Raw genomic sequence first — 17,114 nt, 5'->3', positions numbered from 1 at the left:
TTTGAACTCCTCCCAAATTATAAAAGAATTAAACTTTAAGGCTATTAGAAGTTCTGGCGCTGGAGGACAACACGTAAATAAAGTATCCTCAAAAATAAAACTGACTTTTGACTTAGAGAATTCTCTTTCACTTTATGATGAAGAAAAGGAGTTTTTAAAAAGCAAACTTTCATCAAAATTGACAAAAGAGAATCTATTAATTTTATTTTGCGAAGAAACACGTTCTCAACACAAAAATAAAGAAATTGCTATTAAACGTTTTCTAGATTTAATTAATGAGAATTTAATGAGACCAAAAAAAAGAAAACCTACAAAACCAAGTAAAGCTATCATCAAAAAGAGAATTGAGAATAAAAAAAGAACTTCTGAAAAAAAGTCTTTTCGTAAAAAACCAAAATTGGATTAAAAAAATAACTTTTCTGTTTCACATTAAAAAAATCCAACTTAATTTTGCAGCGTTCTCATAAAGGGGTGCCAATTTAGTTGGCAGTTTTTTAGTTTTCAGTAGCAGTTTTACTGCAAACTGATTTACTGCAAACTGCTCACTTAAAAAAGCTGAGATCATACCCAATGAACCTAGAACAGGTAATGCTGTTTAGGGACTGAGTGATATCTTAATTGATATCAAAAACTAATTATTCAATATTAATCACAAGAATAATTACCTCTTTTTATTCGTTTTAAAATTTTTAAAATGAAAAAAATACTATTTTTTTTATTCTTGTTTGTAAGTATACTTGCAAACGCCCAGACATTTACACTTTCAGGAAAAGTTGTAGATAAAAACAATGAACCTTTACCAGGAGCTAGTATTTTGGCTAAAGAAATTAAAAAAGGTACTACTTCTAGTTTTAAAGGAGAATTTAGTTTACCGTTAAAAAAAGGAACCTTTACCATTGAAGTTTCTTTTATTGGTTACAAAACCATTTCTAAAAAAATTGAAATGACAAAAGACGAGTATTTTGTTATTCAATTAAACACTTCATCTACAGTTTTAGACGAAGTTTTAGTTTCTGCAGTTCGTGTAAATGCAGATATTCCTGTTACTTTTTCTAACTTATCAAAAAAAGAAATTGCAAAACGTAATTTAGGTCAAGACATTCCTGTTTTAATGAACTATTTACCAAACGTAGTTTCTTCATCAGATGCTGGTGCAGGAGTCGGTTACACGTATATGAATGTACGTGGTTCTAATGGTGAGCGAATTAATGTAACTGTAAACGGAATTCCTTATAATGATGCAGAAAGTCATGGAACTTTTTGGGTGAATTTAGGTGATTTTGCTTCATCAACGCAAAACTTACAATTACAACGTGGAGTTGGAACCTCTACAAATGGTTCTGGTGCTTTTGGTGCAAGTTTAAACATTTTAACGGATGCTGTTTCTGACGAAGCTTTTGGGGAAATCTCTAACACTTTTGGTTCTTTTGGAACAAGAAAACACACCGTAAAATTTAGTACAGGAAAAATTAACGACCACATAGAAATTGCAGGTCGTTTGTCTAATATTTATTCTGATGGTTATGTAGATAGAGCTTTTGCAGATTTAAAATCGTACTTTTTACAAGGTTCTTATACTGATGAAAATACGTTAATCAAAGCCATCACTTTTGGTGGAAAAGAAAAAACCTATCAAGCTTGGTTTGGTTTAGATGCCACTCAATTAGCTACTGATAGAAGACAAAATCCATATACTTATGACAATGAAGTAGATGATTATGGTCAAAATCATTATCAATTACACTGGAATGAAAAATTAAATGACAAATGGTCTACCAACTTAGGTTTAAATTACACCAAAGGTGCTGGTTTCTTTGAGCAATATAAAGCTGGCGAATCTGCTGCTGATTTTAACAACTTAATTGTAGACAATTCTGATGTGATTGTAAGACGTTGGTTAGACAACGATTTTTATGTAGTGAATTTCAGCACGAATTATAAAAACGACAAAGTAAATTTCATTTCAGGAATCTCTTATTCTAATTATACAGGAGATCATTTTGGAGAAGTAATTTGGGGTTCTGATTTAGCGCCTAATGTAAATATTAGAGATCGTTATTATTTTTCTGATGCTAAAAAAACAGACTTTTCAATCTTTGCAAAAGCCAATTTTGAAATCAGTGAAAAATTATCTGGATATTTAGATTTACAAGGTCGTTTTGTAAACTATCAAACCAAAGGAATTACCTCTGATTTAGATGCTATTGATGTAGATGCAAACTTCGATTTCTTTAATCCGAAATTAGGTTTTACCTATAATGTAAACGAAAACAACAATTTGTATGCATCTTTTGCGGTTGCTAATAGAGAACCTAATAGAAACGATTTTGAAGGTGGAGTTACCACACCAGAAACCTTGTTTGATTACGAATTAGGATGGCGTTTAAAAAGTGAAAATATTAAAATAAACACCAATATCTATTATATGGATTATGACAACCAATTGGTTTTAACTGGTGCTATTGATAATGTTGGACAACCAGTAAGAGCAACTTCTGGTAGCAGTTATAGACTAGGTTTAGAAATTGATGCAGACATTAAATTATCTAATGAGTTTACTATTAGACCTAATATAGCATTTAGCACAAATAGAAATAGAGATTTTGTTACAGTTATAAATGATAAATTAGTATTTTTAGGAAATACTAACCTGTCTTTTTCACCAAATACAGTAGTTGGTAACATGTATATTTTTACACCATCGGATAACTTTCAATTATCATTTTTAACAAAATATGTAAGTCAACAGTATCTGAGTAACTTAAATAGTTATGTATCTTCTGCAGATGTTTTAGAATCATTTATTACAAGTGATTTAAATATAGTGTATCAAATAAAACCTAACAAAATTTTTGAGTCTATAACCTTTACTGCGTTAGTAAATAATATTTTCAATGTAGAATATCTAGACAGAGGTTATTATTATACGTATGATGACACTTGGTCTAACCCTGGAACAACCACTACAGTAGATGGAGCTGGTTACTATCCGCAAGCCACTAGAAATTTCTTAGTAGGAATTACTTTGAGGTTTTAAATAATTTAAATTATAGCAAAAAAAGAGAGCAACTTGCTCTCTTTTTTTATGATTCTATTCTACCTACAGCACAACTTACAAAAGATTTTGCCTTATGTACTAAGGTGTTTTTATCTCCCACTTCTGGATAACCTAACTGAGATAATTTCTTTTTTATTTCATCTAAGTTTACGTTTTCTGATGTTATAGAAACTATAGATTTCTCTACATTAATATCTATATCATTTACGCCATTTATAGCTGAAATTCCTTTTTTAATCGTAGCAGCACAACCACCACATTTTAAATTTTCTATTTGTATATCTGTTTTCATTTTATTTAATTTTCTGTTTTCCATTTTGTATAACCTCCTATAACATTTACCACATTAAAACCTTGTTTTTGCAATATTTTGGCTGCTTTTCCGCTTCTATTCCCTGTTCTACAAAAAAGGTAAACTGGTTTTTCTTTATTTAATTGATTCGCTGCTTTTGTGCTAAAATCTGCATTAAAATAATTTACAAAAAGTGCTGATTTTATACTTCCTTGTGCAATTTCTTTTGAGGTTCTTACATCTACTAATTGTATTTTCTCTTTCGCAAGTAATTCTTTCAATTCAATTGTAGTTATGGTTTTTGTTTCTTGTTTTTGACCACAATTGATAAAAAGTAAGCTTAAAAAAAATAAACAAATCCAATTTTTCATTTTCTTATTTTAAAGTAGATGGACAAACCGCATCAGTTCTTTCTATTTTGGTTTTTCTAATTGCAGCATAACCTCCAGCAACATCAATTACATTATGAAACCCTCTTGCTTTTAATATAGAAGCTGCAATTACTGAACGATATCCACCTGCACAATGAACGTAAAAATCTTCTTTTTTTGGAAACTCAGAAATATGTTCATTTAAAAAATCTAAAGGTGTACTTTCTGCAACCTTTATGTGTTCGCTTGCATATTCTCCAGGTTTTCGAACATCAAAAACAGGATTATTCACTTTTATTTTTTGCTCTAAAACATCAGCGGAAACTGACACTAACGTATCAACTTCTTTTCCTGATTTTTCCCACGATTCAAAACTTCCTTCTAAATATCCTAATACATTATCAAATCCAACTCTAGATAAACGCGTAATTGTATCTTCCTCTCTTCCTTCTGGGGCAATTAACAAAATAGGTTGATTAATATCTTTAATTAATGCGCCAACCCAAGGTGCAAATCCACCATCAATACCTATAAAAATAGATTGCGGAATAAAACCTTTTACAAATTCTGATTGATGACGTACATCTAAAATAACAGCGTCTGTTTCGTTAGCTATCAATTCGAAATCTTTTACAGATAATGGTTTTGCTGAAGCTTTAATAACATCATCTACATCTTTATAACCTTCTTTATTTAGTTTTACATTTAAAGGAAAATATGCTGGAGGTGGCAATAATCCGTCTGTAACTTCTTTAACAAACTCCTCTTTGGTCATATTTTCTCTTAAAGCGTAATTGGTTTTCTTTTGTTCTCCAATCGTCCCTACAGTTTCTTTGCTTAAATTTTTACCACAAGCAGAACCGGCTCCATGTGCCGGATATACAATAACGTCATCTGCTAAAGTCATTACTTTTTCTCGTAAACTATCGTATAAAAAACCTGCCAAATCTTTTTCTGTAATGTCTCCTTTTTGTGCTAAATCTGGACGTCCAACATCACCTAGAAACAGGGTATCTCCACTAAATAGTGCATGATCTTTTCCATTTTCATCCTTTAATAAAAAACAAGAACTCTCCATGGTATGCCCAGGTGTGTGTAATACAGTTATTGTGATATCACCAACATGAAAAACTTGATTATCTTCTGCAATAATAGCCTCAAAATTTGTTTTTGCTGATGGACCATATACAATTTTTGCTCCTGTTTTTTCTGCTAAAGTTACATGACCGCTTACAAAATCGGCATGAAAATGAGTTTCAAAAATATATTTAATTTTAGCATTGTTTTTATCAGCGCTATTAATATAATCTTGCACTTCTCTTAATGGATCTACAATTGCAACTTCACCATTACTTTCAATATAGTAAGCTCCTTGTGCTAAACAACCTGTGTAAATTTGTTCTATTATCATTATATTTCTCTTATCTATTTAACATATCAAAATAACATTTAAAAGTTATTTTCTATATGATATTTATCAGTCTATAATTTTTATTGGTATGCTTGATGAATATACTTTGCATACTTTTTTTGTTCCTCTCTGTCTCCTGTTTTGTAAAACTTAACCGCATCATTTGCGCGCATAAAAAAATGATTGATATCAATAATAGATAGCACACCGCACTTAAATAAATCGTCTCTTACTGGTCCTTTTACACCTGCAAAATAAAAGATAACTCCTCTTTTTTTATAATATTTAATTCGTTCTTTTAAGACTTCTAACCCTGTACTATCTACTCTGTTAATACTCTCTGCATCTAAGACTATTAATTTTAAATCATTTCCTTTTTTTGCAGCCATTTCATCTAATCTATCTCTAAAATATCCTGAATTTGCATAAAACAATTGTGCATCGAATCTAAATACCAAAATATCATTTTCAATGATAACCTCTTCAAATCGACTTTTATTTCTATAAAAATTTGAGTTCGGTACTTTTCCTAATTCAACTACATAAGGTCTTGAAGTTCTAAAAATTAAAACGATTAATGACAATCCTACTCCAACTATGATTCCATATTCAATTCCTAACAAAAGTGTGGACAAAAATGTGGCAAACATTAACCAAAAATCTAATTTGTTAGCTTTCCACAAAAATCCAGCTTCTTTAAAATTGACCAATCCAAATACAGCTACAATAATAATTGCTGCTAAAACTGTTTTAGGTAAGTGGTAAAATAACGGTGTTAGAAATAACAATGTAAAAACTACCATAACCACAGAGATTAATGCAGCCATTCCTGTTTTCGCACCACTTTCTTGATTAATTGCAGAACGTGAAAAACTTGACGTACTTGGATATGCCTTAAACAATGATCCAACCATATTTGCCAAACCCAAAGCTATGAGTTCTTGGTTAGGTCTAATTCTATATTCATCTTGTTTTGATTCTAATGATTTACCAATAGAAATCGTTTCTAAATAACCCACCATTACTAACGTCAAGGCAATTGGTAATAACTCTTTAATTAAATCAATATCAAATTCTGGAATTCCAAAAATTGGCAATCCTGATGGAATATCTCGTACAATATCTACATCATCAAAAGACTTCCCAAAATACTTCATTATTAAAATTCCAATGATTACTACAATTAATGCATTAGGAATTTTTTTATTAATTTTTCTAAAAATAATAATCACCACTACTGATACAATTCCTATGAAAGTAGTGTGATAATTATAATCTGATATTTGATGCCAAATATCTTCTATAACATACTGAATCTGATCACTTTGAATAAACTCTACACCTAACAAATTTCGAAATTGATTAAAGCCAATAATTAAGGCAACAGCTGATGTAAACCCAGTTATTACGGGTTTTGACAGGAAATTTACAATAAATCCCAAACTAAAAATTCCCATAATAAACTGAATGGTTCCTACCATCATTGCTAAAATAATTGCAATTGAAATATAACTATCAGAACCTGTTAAAGCTAAAGTAGAAACGCCTGTTGCTACGATTAAAGAATCCATAGCTACTGGACCAATAGCTACTTGTCTTGACGATCCAAAAATAGCATACATTACTTGTGGCACTAACGCGCAATACAATCCATAAATTGGGGGTAAACCTGCAATTAAGGCGTATGCAATTCCTTGAGGAATTAAAATAATACCAACAGTAATACCCGCAACTAAATCGCCTTTAAAAAGCAATGTGTTATAGTTGGGTAACCACTCTAAAATTGGTATGATTTTTTTGATATTCATTTTTAGCAATATGCCTTAAGCTTTGTGTTTTAAGCCTTTTAAAATAACTCTCCTTGATTTGTTCCTTTTATTCTTCCTAAATGTCTGTATGCTAAATCTGTAACTTCTCTTCCTCTTGGTGTTCGCATAATAAAACCTTGCTGAATTAGAAAAGGTTCATAAACTTCTTCTATAGTTTCTGTGTTTTCAGAAACCGCTGTTGCTATGGTTCCTAATCCAACTGGCCCTCCCTTAAACTTATCTATTATGGTCGCTAAAATTTTATTATCCATTTCATCCAAACCATGAGCATCAACATTCAATGCTTTTAAAGCAAATTTTGCAATGTCAATGGTTATTTTTCCATCGCCTTTTATTTGTGCAAAGTCACGAACTCTTCTTAACAAAGCATTTGCAATTCTTGGTGTTCCTCTACTTCTACCTGCTATTTCGATTGCTGCTTCCATAGAAATAGGCACCTTTAAAATGTGTGCGCTTCTTTGAATTATCGTCGTTAATAAATCTGTTTTATAGTAATGTAATCTACTACTAATTCCAAAACGAGCTCTCATTGGAGCTGTTAATAGCCCTGAACGTGTTGTTGCACCAATTAAAGTAAAAGGTTCTAGATTGATTTGAACTGTTCTGGCATTTGGTCCAGATTCAATCATAATATCAATTTTATAGTCTTCCATTGCAGAATATAAATACTCTTCTACAATTGGACTTAGACGATGAATCTCGTCTATAAACAATACATCTCTTTCATCTAAATTTGTCAATAAACCCGCCAAATCTCCAGGCTTATCTAAAACTGGCCCAGAAGTTACTTTTATTCCTACTTGTAATTCGTTGGCTAAAATATGAGCTAAAGTGGTTTTTCCTAAACCAGGAGGTCCATGAAAAAGAGTATGATCTAAGGCCTCATCTCTTTGATTTGCAGCTTGAACAAAAACTTTTAAGTTATCAATAGCTTGATCTTGTCCAGTAAAATCATCGAAAGAAAGTGGTCTTAATTTTCTTTCTAGATCTAATTCTTCATTCGAATAATTATCGTTTTCAGGATTCAAATTTTCGTTCATAAATGCAAAGATAATTGATTTTAAGCTACATTATTGTACCTTTTGTTACACAAAAAACCAGTAATACTAACTATAAATACCTACTTCTATAAATGCTTTTTTCGAAGTTTCTGTAACATCTCCTTCGAATAATTTTTCGTAACGCGCATCTAAAACATAAGCTTTTACCACAACTTTTGTGGCTGCATGATCATCAAAATGATCAAAAAACAAAATTGTAACTGGTCTATCAATGTTTAAATATCTTGATGTAATTGCTGCTTCTTCTACAATTTTTCTGATTTGAGTAACATCAACATTAATGGGCAGCCATAAATTAATAACTACCATACAATCTAATGCACCTGAATTTGCATTGGAAATACTATCAGAAATTATTGCTGAATTTGGAATGGTAACTGTATTATCATCCAAAGTATTTACAATGGTATTTCTTAAACCAATATTAACTACTTCTCCGTAATTTCCTTTGATGTTTATTCTGTCTCCAATCTGAAAAGGTCTATCTAAGATGATTAGTAAACCTCCAAAGATATTCTTTACAATGTCTTGTAATGCAAAACCTAACGCTAAAGCTGATGAACCCATTAAAGCATAAACTGCTTCTGCTGATGGATTAAACAGTGTTATAATTAGTGTATAAATAGCTAAAGTCCATACTAAAATTTTAATAATTGGTTGTAATCTTAAAATCTTTAATCGATGTCTATTAAAGTTTTTTACTAAGTTTTTAAAGAACCAATCTAAAAGTTTCATTAAACCCCATGTAAGAATGATTACAACAACTATAGTTAATATTTTAGTAATTGAAACCACATCCGTTGCAGTAGAAATGGTGTTTTCTACATTGTTCTTTACATCATTTACAGTTTTTTCTTGTGCAAAATTTGAAATAACAGTCAAGAAAAATACTGTGCTTAAAATTCTTTTCATATTATCTAAAATTTCTATTTAACCGTTCTCTTAATAAATCTTTTAAAATATCTAAATACATTAAATTAACTCTATATTCTATTCTTTTATTGATTGTTGATGTTGGCCTTATCAACTGTTTTTCTAATAGTTTTTCAATACTTAATCTACTTTGTCTATCTGAGTTTCTTAATACTATATTCAATTCTTTTATTGATAAAGAACGATGTTGAAAAATGGCTTCTAAAATAAATAAATCGTTTAATGACAAATCATCTAAAACCTTAATTTGTATTGGTTTTATAAAAACTACTTTATCTTTTACGTTATAAGCTGAATTTCTAGCATATAATATGGCCTTTGAAATATTTCCTTTAGAAAAGGAAAACATTTTTTTAAAAAACAAATTTTCTAGTATTTCTTGTCTTCCTTCTTTTGTAGCTTTTTTTAACTGTTTTTCTGCCTTTTTTGAAATCTTATTAGGTTTAAGAAATACCATTTGATATCCAGTATTTCTATCTAAAATTTCTGCTTTTAGCTGTTCATTTAAAATGGGTTTTAAATGAATGATTGATGGAAAATGTGATGAAAAATACTTTACTCTATTTAAATAATAAAAAGAATACTTATTAATAGAAATTACCCAGTAAATTTTAGATTTAGTGGCATGCAAAAACAACAAAAAATCTTCTAACAAATCAAATCCACGTACTCTTCTTATAAAAAGGCGCTCTATATTTTCTAAAACAATAACGTGTTTCTCATCTGTAGAGTTAATATGCTTTTCTAAATCTTTAAAAGATTTAAATTCATCTTCAATTCTGAGTGTGTTAGTTAATAAACCTATCAATTTTTTATAGGAATCTATAGCTTGATTTGTTTCTAAAATTTTAGCATTCGGATAAATATAAGTTCCTGCGTGTAATAAAGAAGTTCCTCCTTCTCCTGGGTCATCAACTACTAAAAGTGGTGAGTTAATAATTTTCCAATTCTCATAGGCCAATTCTAAACTTTTTAATTCTTCATTTCTATTTTTTAGAAACTCTTTATTTTGAATTGGATATAATGTAAATCGCTCTAAATATTCATTGGGTAATTGAATCTTTTCTTCAGCCTCTTCTATTATAGACAACTCTTTTTTTTCTTCTATATCGAAGAGTTTATATAAAAAGCTTACACTTTTTTGAATTTTATCTAAAACAGCCATTTTTTGATTTTGTTAGTACAAGCTAATATAACAAATCAAAATGACTCTTTTAAAAACAAAAACCTTTCCAAATTATTGGAAAGGTTTTGTAAAATAAATTTAATAATTATTTATGATGGTTCTTCTCCATCTAATAAAGGTGTTGTTTGTAAAACAAAATCTTGTCCATGTAAATAATCACTATCATCATCATTCGGGTCTACTTTCTTACTGTAGTCATATGCCCATCTATGTACTTCGGGTATCTTACCTGGCCAATTTCCGTGAATATGTTCTACTGGAGTTGTCCACTCTAGTGTGTTAGAATTCCAAGGGTTTTGAGTTGCTTTTGCTCCTCTGTAAATTGAGATAAAGAAGTTTGCAATAAATATAATTTGTGCTAAACCACCAACTAATGCAAATATTGTAATAACTACATTAATATCAGCTAAATCATCAAACATAGGAAAAGCTGTATTAGAATAATACCTTCTAGGTAAACCAGCTAAACCGATGAAGTGCATTGGCCAAAATACTCCGTAAGCACAGATAATTGTAATCCAGAAGTGCCAGTAACCTAATGTTTTATTCATCATTCTACCATACATTTTTGGAAACCAGTGATAAATACCAGCATACATTCCAAAAATTGCAGATACACCCATTACTAAGTGGAAGTGTGCCACAACAAAATAGGTATCGTGAATATTAATATCTAATGCAGAATCTCCTAAAACTAATCCTGTTAAACCTCCTGTTACGAACGTAGAAACTAATCCGATTGAGAATAACATTGCTGGGTTTAATTGGAGATTTCCTTTCCATAATGTAGTAATGTAGTTAAATGCTTTTACTGCAGAAGGAATCGCAATTAATAATGTTGTAAATGTAAATACAGAGCCTAAGAAAGGATTCATTCCTGAAATAAACATATGGTGACCCCAAACAATTGTAGATAAAAATGCAATTGCCATAATAGATCCAATCATTGCTCTATATCCAAAAATTGGTTTTCTTGAATGTGTAGATATAATTTCTGATGTAATACCTAAAGCTGGTAATAATACAATATATACCTCTGGGTGACCTAAGAACCAAAATAAGTGTTCAAATAATACTGGAGATCCTCCTTGGTAGTGTAATACTTCTCCAGAAATAAAAATATCTGACAAATAAAATGAAGTACCAAAGCTTCTATCAAAAATTAATAATAATGCTGCAGATAATAATACAGGGAAAGAAACAACACCAATAATTGCAGTGATAAAGAATGCCCACATTGTTAATGGCAATCTTGTCATTTTCATTCCTTTAGTTCTTAAGTTGAAAATCGTAACGATATAGTTTAACGATCCAATTAAAGAAGAAGCAATAAAGATAGCCATAGAAACTAACCATAATGTCATACCTGCTCCAGATCCTGGAATTGCTTGTGGTAATGCACTTAATGGAGGATAAATTGTCCATCCTGCAGACGCTGGTCCTGCTTCAACAAATAAAGAGATTACCATGATTATACTTGATAAGAAGAATAACCAATAAGAAATCATATTCAAAAAACCAGAAGCCATATCTCTTGCTCCAATTTGCAATGGAATTAACAAGTTAGAAAAAGTACCACTTAGTCCTGCTGTTAATACAAAGAATACCATAATTGTACCGTGAATTGTTACCAATGCTAAGTACATATCTGGATTCATAACTCCATCTGTTTGATGAGGACCTAAAAATGCTTCAATAATTGAAAATGATTTTTCTGGCCACGCAATTTGCATACGGAATAACATAGACATAAACACACCAATGATTCCCATTATCATACCAGTTACTAAAAACTGCTTTGATATCATTTTATGGTCCTGACTAAAAATATATTTTGTTACAAATGTTTCTTTATGATGATGATCTGACATAATCTTTTTATTTGTAGTGTCTTTTAATTATAATTATTTAATAACTGAGGCTAAAGTAGGTTGTTCTGCAATCCATTTATCGTACTCATCTTGCTCTACAACAGTAATTTTCATTTGCATATTGTAGTGAGAAGCACCACAGATTTTGTTACATAATAACAAATAGTCAAATATATATGGATCTTCTCCTTTAGCTTTTCTTATTTTGTTAATTCCTTTCGTTTTATTAATAACTTCTGGAAGCGCTCTCATTTCTTCTGTTGTATACTTAGGTGTAAAACCAAATTCAGTTACCATACCAGGTACACAATTCATCTGCGCTCTAAAGTGGGGCATATATGCAGAGTGTAAGACGTCTTGAGAACGGAATTTAAAATGAATTTTTTTCCCTTTAGGCAAGTACAATTCAGTAACTTGTTTATCGTCTTGAGAATTTCTATCATTCATATCAACACCCATAGTGTTAAGTCCTTTGATGTAATTAACATTCCCTAAGCCAAGAGTATTATCCTCACCAGCATAACGAGCGTCCCATCTAAATTGTTGAGAATACACTTCTATTACAATAGGGTCTTCTGCATCGGACAAATCCATTACATTGTTCCATTGCCATAATCCGTAACCAATTAAAACAACTAATACTACAGCTGGTGTAATTGTCCAGATAGCTTCTAATTTATGACTATCTGCATAAAATTTTGCTTTTCTATTTTTATTCCCTTTGTATTTAAAAGTAAAATAGAATATTAAGAATTGCATAATAAATTGTACAATACCAATTAACCAAAAAGTAATGTTAAAAAGGTTATCATCATGTTCTCCTTCAATAGAAGCAGATTCTGGTAACATTATAACATTCATAAAGATTAAACAATAAATCATTATTGCATATAAGAATGCCATAAAATACAGGGCGTTTTTACCTTGTTTTGTATTGTCTTCATCTGTAGCTATTACACTTCTAAAATTTAGAATTCTGGTAATTTGCCAAAAACTCACACCAATTGCAACACCTATAAAAATATAAAATAGAGCTAGCATATTTATCTCGTCTTAATTATTTAATTCAATTCGTTTATTAATGATGATCTGATGATTCACCTCTGTGTTCAATATTATAATAATGGAAATGTTCACTCTCCTCTAAGAATGGATTTCCTTTTGGTATAGGGCTCGCTTTAGCAAAAGAACTAAATGTAGCATATATAAAGATTCCTAAGAAAAACAATAAAGAACTTAATTCAGGAATTCCAAATGACCATTGAGCTCCAACTGTTGCTGGCATCACCATTACAAAAACATCTACATAATGTCCAGCTAGGATAACTAAACCTCCTATTATTACAAACCAAGGAATGCTCTTAAAATCACTATTTAGTAATAATAATATTGGGAATGCAAAGTTCATACCTACCATTGCTAAGAAGGGTAATTTGTATTCGTTAAATCTTGCTACGAAATAAGTAGTTTCTTCAGGAATATCTGCATACCAAATTAACATAAATTGAGCAAACCATAAATAAGTCCAAAATACTGAAAAACCAAACATAAATTTCGCTAAATCATGAATATGACTATCATTTACTGAAGGTAATGCACCTTTAGAACGTAAGTAAATTGTTACAAATGCTATTACAGTTAAAGCACTTACTAATAAACTTGCTAAAACATACCAGCCAAATAATGTAGAGAACCAGTGTGGATCTAATCCCATAATCCAATCCCAAGACATCATAGATTCTGTAATCATAAAAATAAAAATGAAAACTACAGAAGAATTATAATTAAACTTAAATGTTTTTCCCCCATCATTAGCAGTATCTTCTTTTATAGAATTTTTTCGAATCATCCATCTATAAACATTCCAAAGTAGTAAATAAACAACACTTCTAATAGCCCAACCTGGAACATTCATCCACCAAGATTTACCATCAACGATAGCATCATATTTTTCGCTTGTTGGATCAAAAGTACCTGGTTCCATCCAAGGAAACATATGATTCCAGTGCATAACAGCAGCAAAAACAACAAATAACATTATAATAGATGTTGGCACTAAATTAGCAGTAATTGCTTCCATTACTCTAAACAAAACAACGGACCAACCTGATTGTGCAACTCTTTGGGCAGCGTAAAATGCTAAGACTAATAAAGAAATTCCTAAAAAGAAAAATAACGATACATATAAAGCTGACCAAGGTTTATTTTTCAATTGATGAAAAACATGTTCATCGTGAGCGGAATCGTGATGGTCTCCGTGAGCATTTTCTGTATCAGAATGATGTTTATCATCAGAATTGTGATGATCATTTCCGTCTATTTTATGAGCCTCTTTTTTAACCTCACCATGAGAAGTACCATGACTGTCTCCATGAGAAGCTTGTTTTGCTATAATATCTTTAGCTTGTTCAACGGTTTTTGGAGCTGACCAAAAGCTAAATGCAATTCCTATAGCTCCTAATAAAATTAGCGCTAATGAGAATGTTTTTAATTTACCTGAGAATTGATACATATCTTTCGTATTCTATCTTTTTGTAATTATTTTGCTAAATCTGTACGTAATTTCTCTACGTATTGTACTATCTGCCAACGTTCTGTGTACGTTATTTGAGATGCATGAGAACCCATTAAGTTTTTACCGTGCATAATAACGTGGTAAATGCTTCCTGCAGTTATCTCTCTATCTTTATAGTTAGGAATCCCTGAAAATTTTTCTCTTTGAGATAAAACTCCATTTCCATCACCTTTTTTTCCGTGACAAGATGCACAATAGATATCGTACATTTTTTTCCCGTTTTCTAAATTCTCTTCAGATGCTTCTAAAGGATTCGTTAACGTTGTTTTTGCTAACTCATATCCTTCATTAGTATCAGGAATATTATAAGCAGGATGACCTCCTCTTGCAATAGTACCACCAACTGGTTTTAAATTTACAGGATCATTATTAATTCCATCTGCTCCATTAGGATTATAAGGTACAGACTCATACATATCTGGCATATATTGTACCTGAGGTGTTCTTTTGTTATTACAAGAAACAATACTTGCAAAAACTACTAAGGCGATAATTAATTTAAAATTCTTCATTATCTATATATTAGTGCTTGTCTACTACATTAATTTCTACAGCTCCTGTTTTTTCTAATAAAGCAGTTAATTCAGCTTCATTATTATGTACAGGTATTTCCATTAAAAAATGATCATCTGTAGTTCTAGGATCAGGGTTTTCAGCTTCTTTAAATGGCCAAATTCTACTTCTCATATAAAAAGTAATTACCATTAGATGCGCTGCAAAAAACACTGTTAATTCAAACATAATTGGCACAAAGGCTGGCATATTTGCAAACCAAGTAAAATTAGGTTTACCCCCAATATCTTGTGGCCAATCTTGAATCATCATATAATTGGTCATCCAAATAGCAACAGATAAACCAGTAATACCATACATAAAAGCAGTAATTGCTAATCTTGTTGGTGCTAATCCCATAGCTTTATCTAAACCGTGAACTGGGAAAGGACAAAATACTTCTTCAATATGATGATGTTCTGCTTTCACAGCTTTTACGGCATCCATTAGGATTTCGTCATCATTATAAAACGCGTGAATAACTTTCGATGATTCCATAATTATTCTTTATCTTTTTTATCTGATTTACCTTCTTTTTTAGCTACTTTAATAGCAGGTTTAGTTGGTATACCTTGTTCTCTTCTCTTCTTGTAAAACTCACCTGAAGACTTTAATATTGTTTTTACTTCCGCTTGTGCGATAACAGGGAATGTTCTTGCATATAATAAGAATAACACAAAGAAGAATCCTATAGTACCAATAAAAATACCAACGTCTACAAATGTTGGCTCAAAACGCCACCAAGTAGATGGTAAATGACCTTTACTTAATACAATTGCGATGATATCAAAACGCTCGAACCACATACCAATATTAATAAATATTGAGATGATGAAAGACCATATAAAGCTTCTTCTAATTTTCTTAATCCATAATAACTGGGGTGTTAAAATGTTAAAGAATAATAATGAATAGAATGCCCAAGCATAAGGACCTGTTGCAGCTCCTACAGATAAGTATGTGTAGTTTTCATAAGGGGATCCTGTATACCAAGCAATAAAGAATTCTGTTGCATATGCTACAGCTACTATACCTCCTGTTAAGATGATTACAATGTTCATATACTCCACGTGCAAACGTGTAATATATTCTTCCATATTTGTAACCTTACGCATAATACCTAATAACGTTTGTACCATTGCAAATCCTGAAAAGATTGCTCCAGCAACGAAATAAGGTGGGAAAATTGTTGAGTGCCAACCTGGATTGATAGATGTAGCAAAGTCCATAGATACAATTGTATGTACAGAAAGTACTAATGGTGTTGCTAAACCTGCTAATACTAGAGAAACTTCTTCAAAACGTTGCCAATCTTTAGCTCTACCAGACCAACCAAAACTTAACAATGCATATATTTTCTTTTGGAAAGGTTTTACTGCTCTATCTCTAATCATTGCAAAATCAGGTAACAAACCTGTCCACCAAAAAACTAATGATACAGATAAATATGTTGAGATTGCAAATACATCCCATAATAATGGTGAGTTAAAGTTTACCCACAATGATCCAAATTGATTTGGAATTGGCAATACCCAGTAACCATTCCATGGACGTCCCATGTGAATAATTGGGAACAATCCTGCTTGAAAAACGGCAAAAATTGTCATTGCTTCTGCAGAACGGTTAATTGCCATTCTCCATTTTTGACGGAATAATAAAAGTACAGCAGAAATCAATGTTCCTGCGTGACCAATACCTACCCACCATACAAAGTTAGTGATATCCCAAGCCCATCCAATGTTCTTGCTTAATCCCCAAACTCCAATACCGGTTCCAACTGTGTAAAAGATACATCCAAATCCCCAAAGCATTGCTGCTAAAGAAATATAAAACGCCATGTACCAATTCTTATTTGCTTTTCCTTCTATAGGTTTTGCAATGTCTTCGGTAATATCGTGATAACTTTTATCACCTAATACTAAAGGTTCCCTTATGGGTGCTTCGTAATGAGACATATTCTATATCTTAATTTTTA

The 17,114-nt window shown here is 31.1% G+C and carries 15 protein-coding genes; 2 read left to right on the top strand and 13 right to left on the bottom strand.

Features of this window, described 5'->3' with window-relative positions; all coding sequences use genetic code 11:
• The first annotated feature begins 1 nt into the window (after nt 1).
• Together arfB and DIS07_RS06635 are read left to right on the top strand one after the other, a co-directional pair.
• Nucleotides 2-406, top strand: a complete 405-nt coding sequence (gene arfB / locus DIS07_RS06640; protein WP_109404434.1) for an alternative ribosome rescue aminoacyl-tRNA hydrolase ArfB — start codon at nt 2-4, stop codon at nt 404-406.
• 288 nt (nt 407-694) lie between these two features.
• Nucleotides 695-3,037 (top strand): TonB-dependent receptor, encoded by a 2,343-nt coding sequence (locus DIS07_RS06635; RefSeq protein ID WP_109404433.1) that lies wholly within the window; start codon nt 695-697, stop codon nt 3,035-3,037.
• A 46-nt stretch (nt 3,038-3,083) separates the two neighbouring features.
• Here DIS07_RS06635 and DIS07_RS06630 read toward each other — a convergent pair whose 3' ends face one another.
• The 13 genes from DIS07_RS06630 to nrfD form a co-directional block, all read right to left on the bottom strand.
• Nucleotides 3,084-3,350 carry a heavy-metal-associated domain-containing protein gene (locus DIS07_RS06630; RefSeq protein ID WP_109404573.1) on the bottom strand — a complete coding sequence of 89 codons (267 nt, stop codon included), beginning with the start codon at nt 3,348-3,350 and terminating at the stop codon, nt 3,084-3,086.
• Nucleotides 3,351-3,355: 5 nt separating this feature from the next.
• Nucleotides 3,356-3,721: a rhodanese-like domain-containing protein gene (locus DIS07_RS06625; protein ID WP_109404432.1), complete on the bottom strand. Its 366-nt coding sequence runs from the start codon at nt 3,719-3,721 to the stop codon at nt 3,356-3,358.
• 4 nt (nt 3,722-3,725) lie between these two features.
• Nucleotides 3,726-5,132 (bottom strand): MBL fold metallo-hydrolase, encoded by a 1,407-nt coding sequence (locus DIS07_RS06620; protein ID WP_109404431.1) that lies wholly within the window; start codon nt 5,130-5,132, stop codon nt 3,726-3,728.
• An 80-nt stretch (nt 5,133-5,212) separates the two neighbouring features.
• Entirely contained in the window at nt 5,213-6,940 is a 1,728-nt protein-coding gene (locus tag DIS07_RS06615; protein ID WP_109404430.1) for a SulP family inorganic anion transporter, read from the bottom strand.
• Nucleotides 6,941-6,978: 38 nt separating this feature from the next.
• Entirely contained in the window at nt 6,979-8,001 is a 1,023-nt protein-coding gene (ruvB, locus tag DIS07_RS06610) for a Holliday junction branch migration DNA helicase RuvB (RefSeq protein ID WP_109404429.1), read from the bottom strand.
• Between the two features lie 66 nt (nt 8,002-8,067).
• Nucleotides 8,068-8,934 (bottom strand): mechanosensitive ion channel family protein, encoded by an 867-nt coding sequence (locus DIS07_RS06605; RefSeq protein ID WP_109404428.1) that lies wholly within the window; start codon nt 8,932-8,934, stop codon nt 8,068-8,070.
• Between the two features lies 1 nt (nt 8,935).
• Nucleotides 8,936-10,120, bottom strand: a complete 1,185-nt coding sequence (locus DIS07_RS06600; protein WP_109404427.1) for a hypothetical protein — start codon at nt 10,118-10,120, stop codon at nt 8,936-8,938.
• Between the two features lie 110 nt (nt 10,121-10,230).
• Nucleotides 10,231-12,012, bottom strand: a complete 1,782-nt coding sequence (locus DIS07_RS06595; RefSeq protein ID WP_109404426.1) for a cytochrome c oxidase subunit I — start codon at nt 12,010-12,012, stop codon at nt 10,231-10,233.
• A 33-nt stretch (nt 12,013-12,045) separates the two neighbouring features.
• The gene (locus DIS07_RS06590; RefSeq protein WP_109404425.1) at nt 12,046-13,053 is read right to left on the bottom strand and encodes a cytochrome c oxidase subunit II; all 1,008 of its coding nucleotides are present in this window, start codon (nt 13,051-13,053) and stop codon (nt 12,046-12,048) included.
• A 37-nt stretch (nt 13,054-13,090) separates the two neighbouring features.
• Complete coding sequence (locus DIS07_RS06585; RefSeq protein ID WP_109404424.1) at nt 13,091-14,524, bottom strand: quinol:cytochrome C oxidoreductase; 1,434 nt, start codon at nt 14,522-14,524, stop codon at nt 13,091-13,093.
• Between the two features lie 26 nt (nt 14,525-14,550).
• Nucleotides 14,551-15,099 carry a c-type cytochrome gene (locus DIS07_RS06580; RefSeq protein ID WP_181374553.1) on the bottom strand — a complete coding sequence of 183 codons (549 nt, stop codon included), beginning with the start codon at nt 15,097-15,099 and terminating at the stop codon, nt 14,551-14,553.
• A 10-nt stretch (nt 15,100-15,109) separates the two neighbouring features.
• Nucleotides 15,110-15,637 (bottom strand): DUF3341 domain-containing protein, encoded by a 528-nt coding sequence (locus DIS07_RS06575; protein ID WP_109404423.1) that lies wholly within the window; start codon nt 15,635-15,637, stop codon nt 15,110-15,112.
• A 2-nt stretch (nt 15,638-15,639) separates the two neighbouring features.
• A complete protein-coding gene (gene nrfD, locus DIS07_RS06570; RefSeq protein WP_109404422.1) occupies nt 15,640-17,094 on the bottom strand; it encodes an NrfD/PsrC family molybdoenzyme membrane anchor subunit in 1,455 nt (484 codons plus the stop codon).
• Nucleotides 17,095-17,114 lie beyond the last annotated feature (20 nt).

Source organism: Polaribacter aquimarinus (genome assembly GCF_003129485.1).
In the GTDB taxonomy this organism is placed as follows: Bacteria; Bacteroidota; Bacteroidia; order Flavobacteriales; family Flavobacteriaceae; genus Polaribacter; species Polaribacter aquimarinus.
The sequence above is the reverse complement of the archived record's forward strand: the minus strand, read 5'-3'. Positions and strand labels throughout refer to the sequence as shown.